Below are 18,071 nucleotides of genomic sequence, written 5' to 3' on the forward strand. Positions count from 1 at the left end.
CATGCGGCGACCGCGGAATTCGCGGAAAACACCCAGCCCGACGCTACGATTGCCGCCCACGCCAGTGGGTGAAACCGGAATGGGACATTACCGAATACTTTCTCAACTGCTGTCTTACTATTCCGCACGCCCGACATCCCGTATTCCAATTATTGATTCTTTTGCGCTTCCGCGCTTTGCGCACTTGCCACTTCCGCCGAGTCCTTGATCGCTGTACCGAAATCGTTCAGAACCGTGTAGGAAATCGTGGCAGGAGCTTTGATATCCAGCTTTCCATCCCGTGGACGGAGATCGACGTGTCCGAACGGCGGTGCCATGTCGGGCAAAAGTGCAACCTTCCTGCCTGCCGTTTCTATTTCTGCCATTCCGACGGAAACGAAGTAGGGCGACGGGTTGTCGAGACGAACGACCCTCTGACCTTTGTCATCTGACTCGACATGCCACTTCAGTTCAGCTCGCGCCGCCGTTGGGTCATCGAGCAACGATGTGGGCCGGTAGAACATCTTGATCCGCGTACGGAACGCGAGCTGAATCATGTTTCGGTCATCAGCGTCCTTAGGCTTGGGGGGAATTTCCAGAACGTTTAGCCAATAGACGGACTCACGGTCCATTGGCATGTCGCCGCCTGCGAACATGATGCGCAAAGCCTGACCTCGATGAGGCTCGACTCGAAATACGGCTGGCAGCAGCGTGAATGGCACCTTGATTTCATTCGGCGCGGCTGCTGCATCTCCGTCGTCCAGCCATGCCTGAACCAGGACCGGGCGGCTCTCAACATTGTTCAAACGAACGTTGACTTCGCGGTTTTGCGCCGGATAAATAACTCGTGTACCGGTGATGGTGATAGCCGCTTGTGCACCAAACGACACCACACTACAGGCTATGGCCGCAGCCAGATATCTAGAGAATTTCATTGAAGACATTCGCTCCTCCACGCGACAGATAGGCGGAATGTCACTTCGGGTTGCCTTCAGAGAGGAAGCGCAACCCGATGCCATTCGGCTTGGACTGGCTTACTGATATGCCAACGTGTAGCGAACAACGGCCGTCACGTTACCGGCCGTGGTTTTGTTCGTTGCGTAGTACTGGCCGCCGTAGCTCATCGTTGCGGTGCCGTCGCTTGCGACAGGAACGAACGAACCCGTGCTACCCAGCAGAATTGGCGTCTTGCCATCGCGGTCAAGCAGTTGCACTTCGACATTCGTAGCCGGCGAAGTGCTTGCCTGATTGATGGCATTACGCGTAGCCGGGTCCATGTTCGTGGTCTCGAAATGCGCCGCGACATTGGTCAGCGTTGCCGGGCACTGTGACACCGAAATTTCGAACATCCTGGAGCCGGCGGTTTGGCCGGCTGCAACCAACGACTGGGTGGACAGGGTAGGCAGCGTGACCGTCTTGTCCTCGTCACCGGCGTTAATCAGGCAGGTGTCGTCGATCAGTTCGCCGTTGAACGTTACCTGACCTGTGCCCGGTACGGCTTGAGCGAAAACCATCGGCGCGACGGACAGGCCGGCCACCGCGATCATGAGTTGCGTCACTTGTTTTTTCATGAGATTCCTCTTTGTTGCTATTTCGAAACTACAAACCCTTGTGAAGCCGGAGCTCCCAGCGATCGTCAAGGCAGAGGAATGATGTCATTGAAGAAGATCGGTGTTAATGGGCCGATACCCAAAATGAAATACCACATAGGACAGCCGACAACCGGCGTGTCGATTCCTCGAATTGAATCGATGCCAGGTCCGCCATACGATAGGGAAAGGCGCTACGAGAACTACAGAATCCGGCTGAGAATCGCGGCAATAGCTACGAGCAAGACCACTCGCGCACGATCGTGACGAGTTCTACGTCGTTTCTGGCACCCAGCTTCTTCATGCCAGCGTTCTTCTGATTGCTGACGGTCTTGGGACTGCGATTGAGCCGCTCGGCAATGGTGCCGATCGACATGCCGTCGCAGATCATTCGCACGACCGTCGATTCATTTTTAGATAGCAAATTGAGAGAGGATCCGCCCTCCGCTGCGCGCGCCGTTGCGCGCAACATCTTGTTCGCAATGGAATCAGGCAGAAACACGCTCTTGTTTTTGGCGGCACGAATGGCGGCGGTTAGGCTGGCAAAGCCCTCCGGCCCCTTCCCGACAAAGCCGGCCGCCCCCGCATTGAACGCAGCCGAAATGATGTGCGTGGAAGAGTGCGCGCTCAGGAAAACTACGCGCACGGCTGGAGCGACGCGCCGGATGCGGTCAAGAAGATTGAGACCGTCCGCATACGGATCGCCTTCGAATTCGTAGTCGCACACGAGCACGTCGACCGGCACTTCACCCAACAGTTGGAGAAGCTGGCCAATTGTTTCGCTTTTGAAGCAGACCTTGACGTCCGGACGACGCTGAAGAAGATGCTCGACGCCGAGAAGAATGAATGGATGATCGTCGGCAATAGCCACTCTGATTTTGTTCACTCGCACTCCATACCACGCTGGTGAATACTTTTCTCGCGCCGACACACCTGCATGCTTTGTTGCCAAAGTACGATGTCATTTCACGCCGTTACATGACAAGAAAAGCACAGGACATCTCGCCCATGCCACTCGTCGGAAGTTCTTGAACCACTATTTATTTAAGTCAGTTGAAATCGCTGAGCAGGTCGGTGCGCTTTTTGGCAGAGACAAAGCAATTTCTCGCATGCAACCAGGCATGGACCATCATGAAGACGGGAAGCGCGACGCACTCACTCAGCGGCGATGAATTAATAGATTCCCGCCTTGCACTTACGCGGATTGTACTTGGCACCAACAAGAAAAAAGTCAGCAGATTCCTATATGCGTCATAGGTACAAGGAGTGCTTTTGTCATGGTGCTCTCAACGCACGCTTACGAGCAGCACGTCGACCATTCCACATGGAGCGTCAATCGCTAGCGTTACGGCTGCATAGACGGGAGCAGAGCGTCACAGAGTATTGCAGCGTCGTGCTTCGACGCAACATCTTGCCCAGCCGGACCGATGGCAATACCTCGCTAGTTGCTGCCCCGTGTGCCTCTAACGGAACCTCAAGCCCCGAAATGATTGCGCACGAGATCGGCGAACGCGACCAGCGCGGTAAGCAGAACCACGATGAACAGCCAGCGTTCCAGCAGCGTAAACACAGGCCGTTTCCCCTTGCGGCGCTCGGCGATGTAGAACCACGCGGTCGCCGCCGTATAAAGCACGGTGGACATCAACAGATAATGCAGGCCGCCCGCGTACACGAGAAAGAGGGCATAGACGCAGCCCATCAGCGCGAGCATGAAATCGACGCGCCGTGACCAGGGCTGCCCCGCATACGATTCGCCGCTCGCCGCGAGCTTCAACCCATAGCCGGCGACGAACAGATACGGGATCAGGCTCATCGACGTCGTGAACTCCTTGGCCAGCGTGAACGCCTCTTTCGAAAACAGCGTCACGATCAGAAACGCCTGGATCACGAGGCTCGTCATCCATAGCGCAGCGACCGGTACGTGGTTGCGGTTTTCTCGGCCGAGAAACGCGGGCATCGTACGGCTCTTGCCCGCCGCGTGCAGAATTTCGGCGGCGAGCAGCGTCCATGCGAGATAGGAGCCGAGTACCGATATCAGCAGGCCGAGCTTGACCACGACCGCGCCCCACGCGCCGACCGCGGCGCTCAGCACGCCAGCCATCGACGGATTTTTTAACGTACCCAACTGCTCGAGCGGCAACACGCCATACGACAACAACGTGACCATGACCATCAACGCAAGCACGCATAGAAAGCCGAGCACGGTCGCGACGCCGACGTCGCGCCGTTCGCGCGCATGCCGTGAATAAACGCTCGCGCCTTCCACGCCGAGAAACACGAAGACCGTCCCCAACATCGTCTTGCGCACCTCATCGAAAAGACCGGTCGCCGACGGCTCGGCACGGGTCCACAGATTCGCGACGAACACCCGCCACTCGACGCTCGATAGCACGAGCACCGCGAACAGTCCGAGCGCGAGCAACTTGGCGACCGTCATCGACGCATTCGCAATCGACGAGCCCTTCACGCCGCGCAGAATCAGAAAGTGAAACACCCAGATCATCAGCGAGGAACTGACGATCGCGCTGAACGTATTGCCGGCGCCGAAAGAGGGCACCACGATCGCGAGCGCGGACTTGATCAGCACGAGATAGGCCACGTTGCCGAGACAGCTGGCGCACCAGTAGCCGAACGCCGACAGAAATCCCGTATAGCGTCCGAACCCGACGCGCGCATACGTGTAGACGCCGACATCAAGTTCCGGCTTGCGCCATGCGAGCCGTTGAAAGATCAGCGCGAGTATCAGCATGCCGGAGCCGGTGATGGTCCAGCTGATCAGCGAACCGACGACGCCGGTATATTTGCCGAGCGCCTGCGGCAACGAAAAGACGCCCACCCCGACCATCGAGCCGATCACCATCGCCATCAGGCCCGGCGCTGACAGTCTGACGCGCTTGTCCATGCTGCGATCGCTCTCCCGCAAACACGTTCCGATCGAGCCGCGCTCGCGCGACTACGATGATCGACCGCTCAGATGACGATCGTGCCGCTCGCGAGGCCGATCAGCGCGGCAATCGCGCCGCAGACTGCGACGGCAAAGATGATCCATTCGAGTTTCGAAAACACCCCCATGCCGCGCTCGCGTTTGGCCAACACATACAGCACCGTACCGGGCGCATAAAGCAGCGCCGATAGCATCAGGAACTTCAGGCCGCCCGCGAACAGCAGAAAGGCCGTATAGAACGTCGCGAACATCGCGACGAAATACTCGGTGCGCAACACGCCGCTCAAGGTGCCGCCATTGTGGCGACTATCGTAACGCGCGGCCTTGATTCCGTATGCGGCCACGAGGAAATAGGGAATCAGCGCCATCGAGCTCGTCAGATTGAGCATCAGCGCAAACGCATCGGTCGACCAGTACGTGCTGATGACGAAACACTGCACCACGGTACTCGTGAGCCAGATCGCGGCGACCGGCAGCTTGCGTTCGTTTTGTCGCGCGAAGATACGCGGCATCGTCTCGAGGCGCGCGGCGGCGAACAGCACCTCGGCACAGATCAGCGACCACGCGAGGTACGCGCCGAGGATCGAAACGATCAGACCGGCGCTGATAAACACGACGCCGAAGGGGCCGAGCAACGCGCCGAGTACCGCGGCCATCGACGGCTGGCGCATCACCGCGAGATCGGCGCGCGGCAAGCTCGCGTAAGGCAGCAGCGTCACCAGTACTAGCAGACACAGCACTGCGACGAAGCCGGTGATCGTCGCGGCGCCCACGTCCGAGCGCTTTTTCGCGTAGCGCGAGTACACGCTTGCACCTTCGATACCGACGAACACGAAGACGGTGACGAGCATCGTCGCGCGAACCTGCGAGAACAGGCCGTTGCCGAGCTGATCGTTGCCTTCCCGCAGATTTGCGTGAAACATGTCGGCGCGAAACAGCGCGATGAGGATCACGATGAACAGCACGATCGGAATCACCTTCGCGACCGTCACGATCGTGTTGATCATCGTGGCCTGCTGGACGCCGCGCAGCATCACCAGATGAAACAGCCAGATGCCTACCGACGACACGATGATCGCCGTCGCCGTATTGCCCTCGCCGAAGACGGGGAAGAAAGCGCCGAGCGTCGATTTGATCAGCACCCAGTACGACACGTTGCCGAAGCAGCCGGCCATCCAGTAGCCGAATGCGGACAGAAAGCCCGCATAATCGCCGAAGCCCGCTCGCGCATAGGCGAACACGCCGGCATCGAGCTCGGGCCGGCGCTGTGCGAGCGCCTGGAACACGCGCGCCAGCGCATACATGCCGATGCCCGCCACGCACCATGCAATGACGGCGCCGAACGGTCCGGTCGCGCGCGCGAAATTGCGCGGCAGCGAGAAAATCCCTGCGCCCACCATCGAACCGACGACCATCGCCGTCAGTGCGGGTAACGACAGTTTCGTCTCGACCTGGGTTGTCATCGTTCACCCTTCAGAGAAGCTGATTTCTTCCAGAAAGGGACTTACGCGGAGCAGGTACGCGTACGTTGCGCATCTCCTGTTAGTCCTCCCGACTGAAGCCAACGGCTTTTACTCGATCCTTCGCTTACTGTGAAGCCGGCGCCGGTGCGTTCCCGGCGGCGGGCGCGGGTCCCGTCGGCGCTTGTGGATTCGCAGCCACGGGCGGATTGGCCAACCACCCGCCCCCCATCGCCCTGAACAGCGCGAACTGTGCCTGCAGTTTGCCGACCTCTTCCCTCGCCTGCGACGACTGGCTTTCGAGCAGCGCAACCCGCACCTGATCGATATCGACGCGGCCGGTATCGCCGAGCTCGTAGCGACGTCGCACCTGGTTCAGCTGCGTGGTACGTCGCGCGACTTCTTCATTGCGCGCGTTGAACAACTCGTCCTGCCGGTTCAAACGCGCCAGCGCACGGTCGACGTCATAGAACGCGCCGAGCGCGGTCTTTTCGTAATTGAACATCGCCTGTTGCGCCTGCGCATCCGACGACTCGACCTGCGAGCGCCGCGCGCCAAAGTCGATCAGCGGCATCGCCATCGCCGCGCCGAACAGCCAGAACGTGCTGGCCCCGAGGTTTTGACCCGCGAACTCCCAACCATTGCGCGCGAGCATGCCGCTTAGCGATAGGGTCGGCCAGTAGTTGAGCCGCGCGACATCCGACTGTCTGACCGCCGCATTCACGCGGGCCTGCGCCGCGATCAGATCCGGGCGCCGCATCAGCAGGTCGACGGGTTGGCCGGGCTCGATATGCGGCAGTGCGGTCATCAGCGTGTCGCTTTCATCGAGGATTCCGGCGAAGTCCGCTGGCTGCACGCCGCACAGATTCTGCAAATTCAGCCGCGCCTGAGCGATGCCGTTCTCCACGTCCTGCAAACGCGCATCGACCTGCGCACGGCCAGCGCGCGCCGCTTCGATGTCCGTACTCATCACGAGGCCCGCGGTAAAGCTCTTTTCGGCGATGTCGACGAAGTCGTCCGCGATCGCGCGGCTTTGCAGCAGGATCGTGCGCTGACGCAGCAGCCCGCGATACGTGACGTACAGATCCGCGACACCCGACACTACGCTCAGGCGCACCGCTTCCGCATCGCCCGCGGCCGCGCGTACCTGCTCACGTGCCGCCGAGAGCCGCGAGCGTCCCTGGCCGAACAGATCGATCTCCCATTGCGCCTGCAGACCGACTCGCCAGAACTGCGCATCGGTATTGGTGATGCCGAGGAACTGCGCGAACTCGAGTTGCGTCTCGCCGCCGTGAAACTTTGCGCCGCTCACGCCCGCACCGACCGACGGCAGCAGTTGCGAGCGAGCCAGCCGGATTCCGGCCTGCACCTGATCGACGCGTGCGTAAGCGGTGGCGATGTCGAAGTTGTGCGCGAGCGCGACTTCGATCAGTTTGTTCAGCGTCGGATCGTCGTACTGGGTCCACCACGCCGCGAGATCCTGCGCGGACATCGGGGTGGCCGCGCCCTGTTGCGCCTCCGAATACTGCGGCGGAAACGCGGCGGGCTTTTGCAGTTGCAATGAACCCGCACAACCTGCTTCGAGCAGCAGCGCCGCGATGGTGAGAAGAAAGTGGCGCGCGCGGATCATTTTGCTTCCGGGTGTCGGCCCGGCTCCCATTCCGCCTGCTTGATCGAGAACAGCATCGAGTACAGCGCCGGCACGGCGACCATCGTCAGTACGGTGGCGAAAGCAAGGCCCGACATGATCGTGATCGCCATGTCCTTGAAGAACGGGTCCCACAGCAGGGGCGCCATGCCGAGCGCCGTCGTGCCGGCCGACAGCATCACCGGACGCAAGCGGCTCATCGCACCGTGGGTCACCGCCTGCATGCGCGGCACGCCGGCGGCGACCTGCGCATCCATCTCTTCGACGAGCACGACGCCGTTCTTGATCAGCATGCCGATCAGGCTCAATAGACCGAGCAACGCCATGAAGCCGAACGCGCCGCGGAACAGCAGCAGACCGATCGTCACGCCGCAGATCGACATCGGCACGACGAGCAGCACGACGAGCGCGGGCTTCAGGCGTCCGAACATCATCAGCACCAGCAGCGCCATCGCGATGAAGCCGAGCGGCAGTTGCCGGAACAGGCTCTGCTGCGCGCGCGTCGACGATTCGTGCTCACCGCCCCATTCGAAGCGGTAGCTCGAAGGCAGCTTGATGTTCTCGATGCCCGGGCGTATGCGATTGAAGGCGTCGACACTGTTCTGTCCGTAGATGGGGTTCGCCGATACCGTGATCGTGCGAATCCGGTCCTCGCGCGCGATCTGACCTTCCTCGGTCCCAACCGTAAAGCCGTTGACCACGTCGCCGAGCGGCACGTAACGGCGCAGACCGGCGCTGAACACCTGCAGGTCCTGCAGGCCCGCGACGCCGCGCGTGTAGTCGGGCGAGCGAAGCACGATCGGCAGCAACTGATCGCCTTCGCGATAGATGCCCGCGCGCAGGCCCTCGGTTGCATAGGCCATCGTGTCGGTGACCTGCCGGCGCGTCACACCAAGCGAGCGCGCGCGCGACTCGTCGAATTCCGGCCGCACGATGCTGATCGGATTTTCCCAGTCGTCCCGGATCGCGATGATGCGGCCGTCGCCCTTCAGCACGTTCTGCGCTTCCTGCGACAAGCGACGCAGCACGGCTGGATCGGGACCGGAGAAGCGCGCCTGAATCGCCGCGCCTCCGCCCGGGCCGAAATTAGGCCGTGTCACAGTCCAGTGCTGTTCGGGGAAGCGCTTCTTCAGATCCGCTTCGATGTCCGGAAGCATCACGTCGATCAGGCGCTGGTCCTTCGCACCGACGATGAACTGCGCATACGACGGATCGCGCGTCTCCGGATCGTAGACGAGGAAGAAGCGCGTCGCGCCCGAGCCGATATAGGTCTGCACGTTGCTGACATCCGCATGCTCGAGCAGCACCTTCTCGACTTCGCGACTCTTTTCGACGACCGCGCGAATGTCGGCGCCGCGCGGCAAACGCATATCGACATAGAAGATCGGCGTGGTCGACGCGGGGAAGAAACTCTGCTCGACGAAACGGAACGCCCAGCCGGCAAGTACCGTCAGCGCGACGAGGCCGATGACCACGAGCACGCGCCGTCGGGTGACCCATGACAACAACTCGCCGTAACGCTTGTACAGCTTTGCCTTGAACGGATCTTCATCGATGATGTCCGCGGGCTTGAAAAGATATGTGCCGAACAGCGGCGTCAGCGCGATGGCGATCACCCAGCTAAACAGCAGCGAAATCGCAGCGACGGCGAACAGGGACGCGCAGAATTCGCCGACCGCATCCGGCGACAGGCCGATGCCCGAAAAAGCCAGAATCCCCACGATGGTCGACGCGAGCAGAATCCATTGGCTTTGTTTGAGAATTTCGGTCGCCGCCTCGAGATGCGACTTGCCTCGTTGCACCCTCACGAGCATGCCCTCGACCACCACGATGCTGTTATCGGTCAGCATGCCCATCACGATGATCAGCGCGCCCAGGGAAATGCGCTGCAGCTCGATCCCCGCCGCGTACATGACGAGCAGCGTGCCGAGAATCGACAGGAACAGCTCGACGCCGAGCACCACACCCGCACGCCAGCCAAGCCCGATGCCGAGCGCGACACCGACGATCGACACGGACAGGAACACGTCGAAGATGAAACCGCGCACGCTCTCATCGACGACCCGCGGCTGATCGTAAAGCGAGTACAGCTTGATGCCGATCGGGCGGTCGCGCTCGAGTTCGGCGAGCTTCGCCTTGATCCGCTCGCCGACCCTCACGACGTTGACGCGCGGTCGCGCGCTGATACCGATCGTGATCGCGGGCTGAGCGTTGTAGTGAATGACCTGGTTCGGAATCGTCGCGTAGCCATGGCTCACGCGAGCGATGTCGCCGAGCAGAAGCGGGCCGGGCGTATTGTTGACAGGCAGCGATCGGATGGCCTGCAGCGAGTCGAGCGAGCCGGTCGGCGCAATCCGCAACGACAGATCGCCGACGCGTTCGCGGCCCGCGGGCCGAACCTCGTTTTGCAGGAACAGTGTCTGCGCGAGATCGTCGGTGGACAGATTGTTGGCGATCAGTTGCGACTGGTCGACGTCGACCGAGACCTGCTCCTGCTGCTGACCAGCGATCACGATGTCGGACACGTCGTCGAGCGTCAGCAGTTGGCGGCGCAGTTCACGCGCGTACGCATACAGTTGCGCCTGCGTGTAGCCCTCGCCAGTCAGCGCGTAGAACATGCCGTAGACGTCGCCGAAACGGTCGAGCACGAGTGTCGGGCCCGCACCGGGCGGCAGCCGTACCTGTGCATCCGACACGGAATTGCGCAATTCGTCCCACACTTGCGGCAATTGCGCCGACGTGTACTGGTCGCGAATCTGGACGCGGATTTCGGAGTAGCCCGGCATCGAACGCGAGGTCAGCTTCTCGACCTGCGGCATCTGCTGGATCGCGCTTTCGAGCCGGTCCGTCACCTCCTGCTCGACCTCGTGCGCACTCGCGCCCGGATACAGCGTCACCACGACCGAAGTCTTGATCGTGAACTTCGGGTCTTCGAGCCGCCCGATGTTGTAGTACGCAAACAGGCCGCCAAACAGCGAGATCAGCGTCAGGACCCATGCGATCAGCGGCTTTTCGATCAGGGGGCGCGCGAGGTTCATCGAGGAGCATCCATTGGACGGACCGCCATTCCCTCTTTCATGAACTGCGAGCCGCCCGCCACCACGCGGTCGCCTTCCGCCACCGCACCCGCGACGACCGCATCGTCATTGCGAATTTCGCGTACGCTGACCGGCACCGCATGCACACGGCCGGACGCCGCATCGTAGCGCCACAGACTGCGCTGACCGTCCGCGCCGATCGACACCGCCGCGATCGGAATCGCGAAGTAGCCTTGATTGTCGTTTTGCGCGACTTGCCGGGCCGTGTCGGAAATCTGTACCCGCAACGCCATGCCGGGTAACAGCATGGCGCTTTGCGGTCCTTCGATCGAGAACACGAGCCGGTAGGCCGCCGAAGTCGGCGAGGTCTGCGTGGTCCGTTCGCGGAACACTAGCGGGAAGCGGTTCTGCGGCCGCTCGGGCAGCCACGCTTCGGCTCGCAGCGTCTTGTCGACGAATAGACGTTCGGCAATGCTCTGAGGCAGATCGACGCCGACATCGACACGGCCGATGTTTTCCAGATTGAACGCGGGTGCGCCAGCCTGCACGACCTGCTGAATCTCGATGTTGCGGCGAGCGATCCGGCCGTCGAATGGCGCGACTAGCCGGGTATTGCGCAGGTCGCGGCTCGCCATGTCGCGTGCCGCGCGTGCGGCGTCCGTGGCAGCCGACAGCTGCTCATAAGCAGCCTGTGACAGAATTCCGTCCTTGCGCAGCACCGCCTGGCGCTTCAGGTTGTCGCTCAGCTGCTGATACTGCGCGTTCGCGCGTTGCAGTTGCAGCTTGTAGGGTTCTTCATCGATACGCGCGATCAGCTGCCCGCGTTTCACGGATGCACCTTCGAGCACCGCGATCTGCACGACGCGGCCCGATACTTCGAAGGCGAGCGGCGAGATGCTGGTCTGCTCGACCCGCCCGGTAAAGATGCGAATGGCGGACGCGTCGGCCGGTTCGACCCTGGTGAGCTGCACGGCTGGCCTCGTATCGCCGCTCGGTGTTTCGGTTGGCCGTTGGCAGCCCGACAGTGAAATGACGAGCGCACTGGCCAACACGCACGACAATACGCCGGTCAGTGCGACGCTGGCTGATCGGTGAGGCCGCGGTGCATCGGAACGGTTTGCGGTCATGACGTCCTCGGCTGACTGCTGGCGCAACCCATGTCGTACACCCTGCGGCAACCTTGTTCGCGGACCGGCGAATACGGTGCTCTACGGGTTGCTCATGAATTCATAGGGGTCCATAGCAGTGGACCGATCAGTGCATTTTCGCTGCGATTTCCACGGCCAGGTCAGACTCGATGACCGGTGGCATCGCGTCGGTCGGACCGGCAACGTTGTGTCGTCATTCAGGCTTCGTTTGTCGGGCATGTTGCCTAAATGCCAATCTGCTTCGCCACGCCGAAGAAAGGCTAAGGAACTGGTGGTCCGCCCGTGTCATGCGTGCGCCATTGTCCCCTTTCACAGTTCGTGAGAGGCATCATGGCCGATCAATGCGCCAGCCGTCAATCGATTCGCGACTTACTGCGGGCATACGGATTTATTCCATGGTTTCTTCGACGTCCGTTGACGAAAGATAAGCATGGCTATGCTGTCGTACTAGTGATGAAGGGCGATGGGAAAGACTGCTATAGATATCAGGGAATGCTTTCGCCGATGAAACAGCCGTGATTGTTGAATCGGGGGGTCTTTCTCATTGAAGCCAATGCGCATCATGGCGGACGGCATGGGTTGTACCAGTGATTTGCTGGGCGGTAGAGTCCAGCCGTTCGTTTCTGCCATTCGGACCGCTCAATGCCATTAGGTGCGTCGCGTGTTGCGGCAGTGCTCGAATGAAAGCCTCGCAGTGGCGGCGGCCATACGCGCATCGGCGAATGCGCGTATGGCCGTTCGCCCGAGGCGCTCAACGTTGCGCGGTTCGCGATTGCACCTGCCAACGCGAGCCGCTGGATTGCATCGATGCGATATCGGCCGTCGGCGGAATCAATACCGACTGGCGATTGTCGAGCCTCGTTGAACTGTCGTTGCAGATGGCCCGGCTGTCGTTCGCCGGGATACTTAACATTTATCGGCGCGATGACTTGGGCGTCGCGATCGTTGCGGGGGTGAAATTGCGGCGGCCAGTCGAAGACGATGCCGATGCGAGTGGCGATACCGATGGCGATGGGAGCAGCAATGCGGCGCTGACACCGGCGTGTCGTCACGGGCCGCGGGACTGACGAGTTGGGCGTCGCGCTATTTCAGTGAGATGCCGTCCACAACCGTTATCACGTTGATCCGGTTCAGCCGGGGCAAGCTCGGGCAACTGCTTGCCTCATGTGATGTCGTGCTGTCCGTCTAAGATCCGTATCGCGAAGCCAGTGTCGAGTGAGATGGCCAAGCCGTGCCAACGTTGCGCACGCTGTTTAGACGCACGCGGTATCGATGCGCCGCGCATAAGCAACTGTTCGATCGCAGTCGACGGATCATTCTGATGTTGCATGGCCCTCGCGACGGGCCCGGAGGCATAGATCAATGTCGACAACGATATTCCGGGCGATGAAGTGCTTCGCCAATATTTTCAGGTGTGGCAGGGCTACTACCCGACCAACGTGCCGATGCTGGTCAACCTCGTGCGCATGCGGCACGCCACGCAACAGACGCTCGCGTAGTTCGATCCGGACCGCACGGCGCCCGCGTCGCATGGTGATGGTCTGATCGCTCACAGCATGGGCGGCAATTCACGCACGGCTGCGGGTGCCGGCTTCCGGCGACGCGCTTTGGGCAACGTTCGAGGATAAATACGTGCCCGAAGGCTCCGACGTCGCTCGTGATGACGAGCGCTCAATCGGCTGCTGAACTTCACGCCGATGCCGAAACGCGAGCGCGCCATGTTTATGGCGCCCCCCATCAAGGCACTCGGTTCGCGAGCAACGGCTGTCTCGCTGGGCGGTCAACCTCGGCGCGAAAGCGGGCCGCTCGAAGATTCCGATGATGGGGTCGTCTCTTATCGCAGCGCGCATCTCGCGGGCGCGCTATCGGAGAATGTGATTGTTGCCGGGACAGCGTGCGGGAGACGCGGAGGCGATCTTCGAGATCCGACGGATTTCGAATCAGGATATCGGGCAGATCGATCGGCGCGGGCTGGTTTGCGAGGAGGCTGAAATGGAGACGTGACGGCGGAGGGGCCAGGTGTTTTTCGCGACAGCGTAGGCTTTGCAGCCACGTCCGTCCTTTAAAATAATTCGCTACAAATTACGTATTAAATGCTACGTATCGCTGGAGCGTGTTTGCGCAATCCTGCGTGGGCTCCTCTCGTGATGGGTGTGCCGGGGTATCGTGCACCAATTTGGCTGATCCGCGTGAAACAATGCGTCGGACAAGTGAAAAAGGTCTTTAAAAACAAATGGTTACGAGATCCAAGAGACATTTCTCAATGTTTCACGCGGCTGCGGTTAGCGAGATCAACCGAAGAATCGTGGGTTCGCGCTCGGATCGGCTAATACCCGCTGGTTTTTCGATATTTAGTTCGGAAAACTGCCGATGGCCGACTACTGTATAGCCGAAGCTCCCCCTTGCGACGCGCTCGGCGATTGGCAGTGGCTCGCGTTGCGGATCAAGCGGTGGACGATCGTCTCGCTAATTGATGCAACGAGAGCGAGCCGGACGACGACGCATTGTCGGCGGTGATTCGCGCGTTTGGCCCTCCCCTCCCCTGGCAATGATCGCCCCGCGCGTAGATTGCCGATGCGGCGGGAGTATCGATGTTGATGTCGCGCTGACCAGATGGTCAAGTGCAAACTCATCCAGTAGCGAGCAGGTGGAAGTTCATGACTCGCGAGTTGCCCAAGCGATGATTGCAGCGGTCACGATGCATGCCTTCGAATACGAGGACCCGCGCATCTCATGATGCGGGCAAGTCGACCGGACGACCTTTCGAGCGTGGCCAACTAACCGAGAGTATTTTCTTGCTGACCACGGAGGGGGGTCGACACACGTACCGCCAAATGGGCAGCGGTCGGCAGGGGTTCCTTCTTCACTTTCTGGCTGCCGGCCCAGAGGTCGGATCTGCACCGTGCAACGGGATGTGATTCGAAGGCATGCTTGCGACTCTCGAAAGCAAGGATGCACCGCTTGCGATGGGCCTGGTCTGGATCGGTCGAGAGGGATCGCGCTATCAAGGTCGGCATCGCTTAACGCGACACTCGCCTAATGGCGGGCTCCCGCCACACCTTTACGTATGTGGTGTGTTCGCTGAGACAAGCCAAATTCAAGGCCTTCCCGCGCGCGTCGTTCCGTCGATCCGGTTTCCGCCGGTAATCGTATGGGACGGATTTCTGGCAGAAAACCGCTGACCGTATGGTCAATGAGCATAGGCATGCGCACCGCGCCCATCTGGCCTCAGGTACTTCCTGAGTTGGAGCAGCCGTGAATGACGTTGACGATATTCACTAAACTGCTGCACCCGACAGCGCCGTCATGAACTCAGGGCTTGATGGAAAATCATCGTCAACCCTTCCCGCGATTTTTCACCTGACATCCATTTGGTGCGGGACGCCTCGACGTCAGGAGCAACGATTTTTCTCATTGCGAGAGTCGGCCGTCGAGTGCCGCGCCGAGGTACGAGGACGAATAACCCGAACGTGGCGAGGGTCGAGAATGACCGGCGATGGCCTGCCTGGGGACATTCCGTCTCAAAGGACAGTAAACGGCCCGCCATTTCTGCCGTCATGTGATCATCGAACACGCTCGGCGGCGCCCTCGACGATATGACCGGTCGGCGAGTTGGCGGAAGCCAGTTCACAGACTGCCTCACAAATTCCGAGCGGGGGGGCGGTCTCGATTATGTCCTGCACCTGCAAATTGGTCCGGCGAACCTACTGCTACGCGATCTCCCCGCGAACCGGACAAGACGCAAAGAATCTGCGTCCGCACGACAGGGGACTCTTCTATCGACGTTGGCTTTCGCCGGAAAGAGTGTCTAGAGTCTAGACACTGCGACGAACCCTGAGGGCATCTACTGAGACTGTCTAGACTCTAGACACTCTCTCAGCCCAAACCAATTTGGCTGGCCGAAAAAAAGCCCGCACTTGGCGGGCCTCTCTCTACACTAAAAAACCAAACATCGAATCAGCTCGTTTTCGGCTGCGATTGGAACATCTGTCCGATCAACTGTCGTATCTGAACTTCTTGCGCCTCGGTAATCACCCCGGTCTTGATCTTGATCGTGAAGTTGCTGACATCCTTCGTGATGCTTCCGGCGTGCTCTCGTCCTGCAAAAAACTTCTCGATGCTGCGTCCGCCGGTACCAGCCGACGTCGTCTGCCGCGTCGCCAACGCAGTGATTGCCGCCGCGACCTTGCCTTGATCCATTTCGCCTCTCACCAACAGCGGCCAAATTTCGCGAGCCGCTTTAACCCCATCCTCGCCGTGCTTTTTGATAGCCGCCCCGATTGCTTGCGCCGCAGTTCCGCCCAATAGTCGCGGTTGAATATCGAGATCTTTTTTGATGAAGTCCGGCAAATTATCGAACGACAAGAACTGGTACAGACCCGCCCTCGACAATCCCATCGCTTCCGCCAGTCGCTTGCGATTCGGAAACTCCGCTTCCGATCGACGGATCGCAACGCCGATCTCATAGTCAGCAAGGTCGTCGCGGCTGATGTTCTCGACCATCGCCAGGACGGCCATATCCGAGTCGGAGCAATCCGCGACGACTGCCTTGATCGTGTCATGCCCCAGCATCTTGTGCGCACGCCAGCGCCGTTCACCAGCGACTATCTGATAGTCGTCGGCGACACGCCGGACGACGATCGGCTGCATCAACCCAACTTCCCGGATCGACTCCGCAAGCTCGGCCAACTTTGCTTCGTTGAACACGCGGCGCGGCTGCCACGGGTTCGGCAAGATCCCCGCAACCGGCAGTTGCGATGCGACTCCGGTCGATTCCAATTCCTGCACGCGAAGCTGCGCAACGGCCAGCGCGCCGGCAAGGCCGGGCGCCGTTTGCGTGCGGTTGCTGCGCTTAACCTCGTCTTCGTTGATCGACGAAGTTTTGCGAATGCCGGACGTCTTGGCCAGCAACTGTTCTCGCATATTGCTCATTGCGCGTTCCTCCATTTTTCCGAATAGATCTCGTCGATCCAACGACAGTAATCGACGAGAGGCTGCCGCACGCGTTGCAGCGACTTGGCCGCGCTGTGATTGCTGCTGATGTCGAAGACGGTAGAGAATGCCAACGCCCCTGTGCTCATTACCGAACTCGCCGGCACCTCGATCGAATGCAGCCAGTTTTCGTATGCGCTTTGCGCCCACGCACGCACGATCGGCGCCGACGAGTTCCGCCCATAATCGACCCGCGATAACACCAGCGATACAAAGTCGTATTTCTTTTCCTTCTCGAATTTGATGAAGCTTTTGGACACGTCAGAGAAGAGTCGCCAGAACGAGAGTGAGCTGATGAAGTCCAGGTTTTCCGGCACCATCGGCATCACCATGGCGTCCGCAGCCATCAGCGCGTTCAGATTGAGGTACGACAGAGACGGCGACGTATCCATCAGAATGTAGTCGTACTTCTTGCGCAGCGGCTCGAGCCCTTGACGAAGCACGGTCCAGAAACGAAAACCTGGCCGAATCTTTTGCATCGCCGGCAGATGGAACTCTGCACCGATCAATTCCGTATGCGCAGGAATCACGTCGATGCCATCCCAGTACGTCGACTGAATCCGTCCCTCGAGGCCGCCCTCGATGTCTTGGTCGTAGACATACGGCAACACCGTATCCTCAGGCGACACGTCTTTTTCCGCGTACAGTCCGCACAGTTCCGAGAGTGATGCCTGCGGATCGAGATCGACCACCAGCACTTTGCGTCCCCGTAGCGACAGCCCTTGGGCAAGGCACATCGTCGTAGTCGTCTTGGCGGAACCACCTTTGAGCTGCGCGGTGATAATGATCTTCCCGTCCGGTTCCTTCAGACGAGTGACCAGTGGAGTCTGGTAAATGTCGGAAATCTTTTGCACCCAAATCCGCGCTTCTTCTAGCGTGAAGGTCCGGGTGCGGCCCGTGCCGGCTGCCGTGCCCGAAGGCAGTTCTCCGTCGCCTTTTGTCGCGAGATACTGAACCTGCGAGTGAGAGATGTTGCACATCTCGGCAATCTCGCCGGTCTTGAAGACGGGAGCCGTTTTTCGAGGACGTGGAGCCAGAATCGTGTCACGCAGCTCATTAGTGAAAATGGTGACCTTTTCTGCGAACTCACTGATCTGCTCAAAGTGAACGGTTCGGTCTACGGCAGGAAGTTGGCTCGTTCTGACCATTCTGAGGTTTATCCATAAAATTCCAGAAACCTCAGAATACAGGAAATACTTGAAAATAGCTTTTTAAATTACTGTTTTAATGCGGATTTTCTGAAAATTTCTATATTTTCACAGCGTTTTCGGTG

The 18,071-nt window shown here is 60.0% G+C and carries 10 protein-coding genes; all 10 read right to left on the bottom strand.

Annotation, left to right across the window (positions count from 1 at the left end):
* Positions 1 to 149: 149 nt before the first annotated feature.
* On the bottom strand, positions 150 to 923 hold the full coding sequence (locus tag AB3X89_RS07605; RefSeq protein WP_368582610.1) for a fimbria/pilus periplasmic chaperone: 774 nt from the start codon (positions 921 to 923) through the stop codon (positions 150 to 152).
* Between the two features lie 90 nt (positions 924 to 1,013).
* Positions 1,014 to 1,550, bottom strand: coding sequence for a fimbrial protein (locus tag AB3X89_RS07610; protein WP_368582611.1), 537 nt, complete (start codon positions 1,548 to 1,550; stop codon positions 1,014 to 1,016).
* A gap of 253 nt (positions 1,551 to 1,803) precedes the next feature.
* On the bottom strand, positions 1,804 to 2,454 hold the full coding sequence (locus tag AB3X89_RS07615; RefSeq protein WP_368582612.1) for a response regulator: 651 nt from the start codon (positions 2,452 to 2,454) through the stop codon (positions 1,804 to 1,806).
* 588 nt (positions 2,455 to 3,042) lie between these two features.
* Complete coding sequence (locus AB3X89_RS07620; protein ID WP_368582613.1) at positions 3,043 to 4,470, bottom strand: basic amino acid/polyamine antiporter; 1,428 nt, start codon at positions 4,468 to 4,470, stop codon at positions 3,043 to 3,045.
* Positions 4,471 to 4,538: 68 nt separating this feature from the next.
* Entirely contained in the window at positions 4,539 to 5,975 is a 1,437-nt protein-coding gene (locus tag AB3X89_RS07625) for a basic amino acid/polyamine antiporter (RefSeq protein ID WP_368582614.1), read from the bottom strand.
* Between the two features lie 124 nt (positions 5,976 to 6,099).
* Entirely contained in the window at positions 6,100 to 7,602 is a 1,503-nt protein-coding gene (locus AB3X89_RS07630) for an efflux transporter outer membrane subunit (RefSeq protein ID WP_368582615.1), read from the bottom strand.
* Positions 7,599 to 10,658, bottom strand: a complete 3,060-nt coding sequence (locus AB3X89_RS07635) for an efflux RND transporter permease subunit (protein ID WP_368582616.1) — start codon at positions 10,656 to 10,658, stop codon at positions 7,599 to 7,601. Before AB3X89_RS07635 ends, AB3X89_RS07630 begins: the two co-directional genes overlap by 4 nt.
* Entirely contained in the window at positions 10,655 to 11,629 is a 975-nt protein-coding gene (locus AB3X89_RS07640) for an efflux RND transporter periplasmic adaptor subunit (RefSeq protein ID WP_368582617.1), read from the bottom strand. Before AB3X89_RS07640 ends, AB3X89_RS07635 begins: the two co-directional genes overlap by 4 nt.
* A 4,134-nt stretch (positions 11,630 to 15,763) precedes the next feature.
* Complete coding sequence (locus AB3X89_RS07645) at positions 15,764 to 16,738, bottom strand: ParB/RepB/Spo0J family partition protein (RefSeq protein ID WP_368582618.1); 975 nt, start codon at positions 16,736 to 16,738, stop codon at positions 15,764 to 15,766.
* Positions 16,735 to 17,946: a ParA family protein gene (locus tag AB3X89_RS07650; RefSeq protein WP_176378527.1), complete on the bottom strand. Its 1,212-nt coding sequence runs from the start codon at positions 17,944 to 17,946 to the stop codon at positions 16,735 to 16,737. The genes AB3X89_RS07645 and AB3X89_RS07650 overlap by 4 nt, the downstream gene beginning before the upstream one ends.
* Between the last annotated feature and the right edge of the window lie 125 nt (positions 17,947 to 18,071).

Source organism: Paraburkholderia sp. BR14320 (genome assembly GCF_040948665.1).
GTDB classification, from domain to species: domain Bacteria; phylum Pseudomonadota; class Gammaproteobacteria; order Burkholderiales; family Burkholderiaceae; genus Paraburkholderia; species Paraburkholderia youngii.

Excerpts from the sequence above, each read along its gene's own strand:
- AB3X89_RS07645 (WP_368582618.1), bottom strand. The coding sequence starts at position 16,738 with ATGAGCAATATGCGAGAACAGTTGCTGGCCAAGACGTCCGGCATTCGC.
- AB3X89_RS07625 (WP_368582614.1), bottom strand. The coding sequence starts at position 5,975 with ATGACAACCCAGGTCGAGACGAAACTGTCGTTACCCGCACTGACGGCG.
- AB3X89_RS07630 (WP_368582615.1), bottom strand. The coding sequence starts at position 7,602 with ATGATCCGCGCGCGCCACTTTCTTCTCACCATCGCGGCGCTGCTGCTC.
- AB3X89_RS07650 (WP_176378527.1), bottom strand. The coding sequence starts at position 17,946 with ATGGTCAGAACGAGCCAACTTCCTGCCGTAGACCGAACCGTTCACTTT.
- AB3X89_RS07635 (WP_368582616.1), bottom strand. The coding sequence starts at position 10,658 with ATGAACCTCGCGCGCCCCCTGATCGAAAAGCCGCTGATCGCATGGGTC.
- AB3X89_RS07620 (WP_368582613.1), bottom strand. The coding sequence starts at position 4,470 with ATGGACAAGCGCGTCAGACTGTCAGCGCCGGGCCTGATGGCGATGGTG.
- AB3X89_RS07610 (WP_368582611.1), bottom strand. The coding sequence starts at position 1,550 with ATGAAAAAACAAGTGACGCAACTCATGATCGCGGTGGCCGGCCTGTCC.
- AB3X89_RS07605 (WP_368582610.1), bottom strand. The coding sequence starts at position 923 with ATGTCTTCAATGAAATTCTCTAGATATCTGGCTGCGGCCATAGCCTGT.